The organism is Staphylococcus sp. B1(2026) (genome assembly GCF_058895785.1).
On the sequence record NZ_JBZXTS010000111.1, the window covers coordinates 1 to 716 of the forward strand.

Below are 716 nucleotides of genomic sequence, written 5' to 3' on the forward strand. Positions count from 1 at the left end.
ACAAAGCTTCAATTTTGAATGATTCTCTATAAATACATAGTCAACTTAATCGCTTAAATCTTCTGTTTTATAAGTACTATACCCTTCATAATAATATGATGCGTCAATGCCTTTAAAGAAATTAGCTTTACTCAAATCATCCGTTAAATGTGTTTGAATAAGATATTTTAATTCACCTGTTGAAACATGACTACGTTTCATTGCATTTAAATACTCTTCTTTAGTAATCATATTCCAATTGACTATTTTACCTAGTGTGTGTCGAAGCATACTATCTAACCATAATCTCATACTTCTACCATTCCCTTCGCGAAATGGATGTGCTATATTCATATCAGAATATTTATCAATAATCTCATCAAAAGTTGATTGTGGTAATTGATCTATATATTCTAATGACTGTTGTAAAAAAATACGTGGTGCAAATTGAAAATCATCTTTAGCAATATTCACATCTCTTATTTTTCCAGCAAAATAATAAATATCTTGAAATAAATAATAATGAATATCTGCTAAACCTTGAAAAGTACCTATTTCAAAATCAAATAATTTATTAGTATCAATTAATTCTTTAGCACGTTTTTTAGTTAAAATTTCTTCTTGTTTATGAAGTTCCGCTTGATTGATAATATTTAATTTATTTTCTAACATTCACAACTCCTTATATTTTACAATACTTGTCACATTGTTGGTTTTGGAACCATTCAAAATAACAT

General features: G+C 26.7%; 1 protein-coding gene. It reads right to left on the reverse strand.

Annotated features, from left to right (window positions below; translation table 11 throughout):
* Positions 1 to 45: 45 nt before the first annotated feature.
* Entirely contained in the window at positions 46 to 651 is a 606-nt protein-coding gene (gene fic / locus AC5EAH_RS08175) for a protein adenylyltransferase Fic (protein ID WP_493494285.1), read from the reverse strand.
* Between the last annotated feature and the right edge of the window lie 65 nt (positions 652 to 716).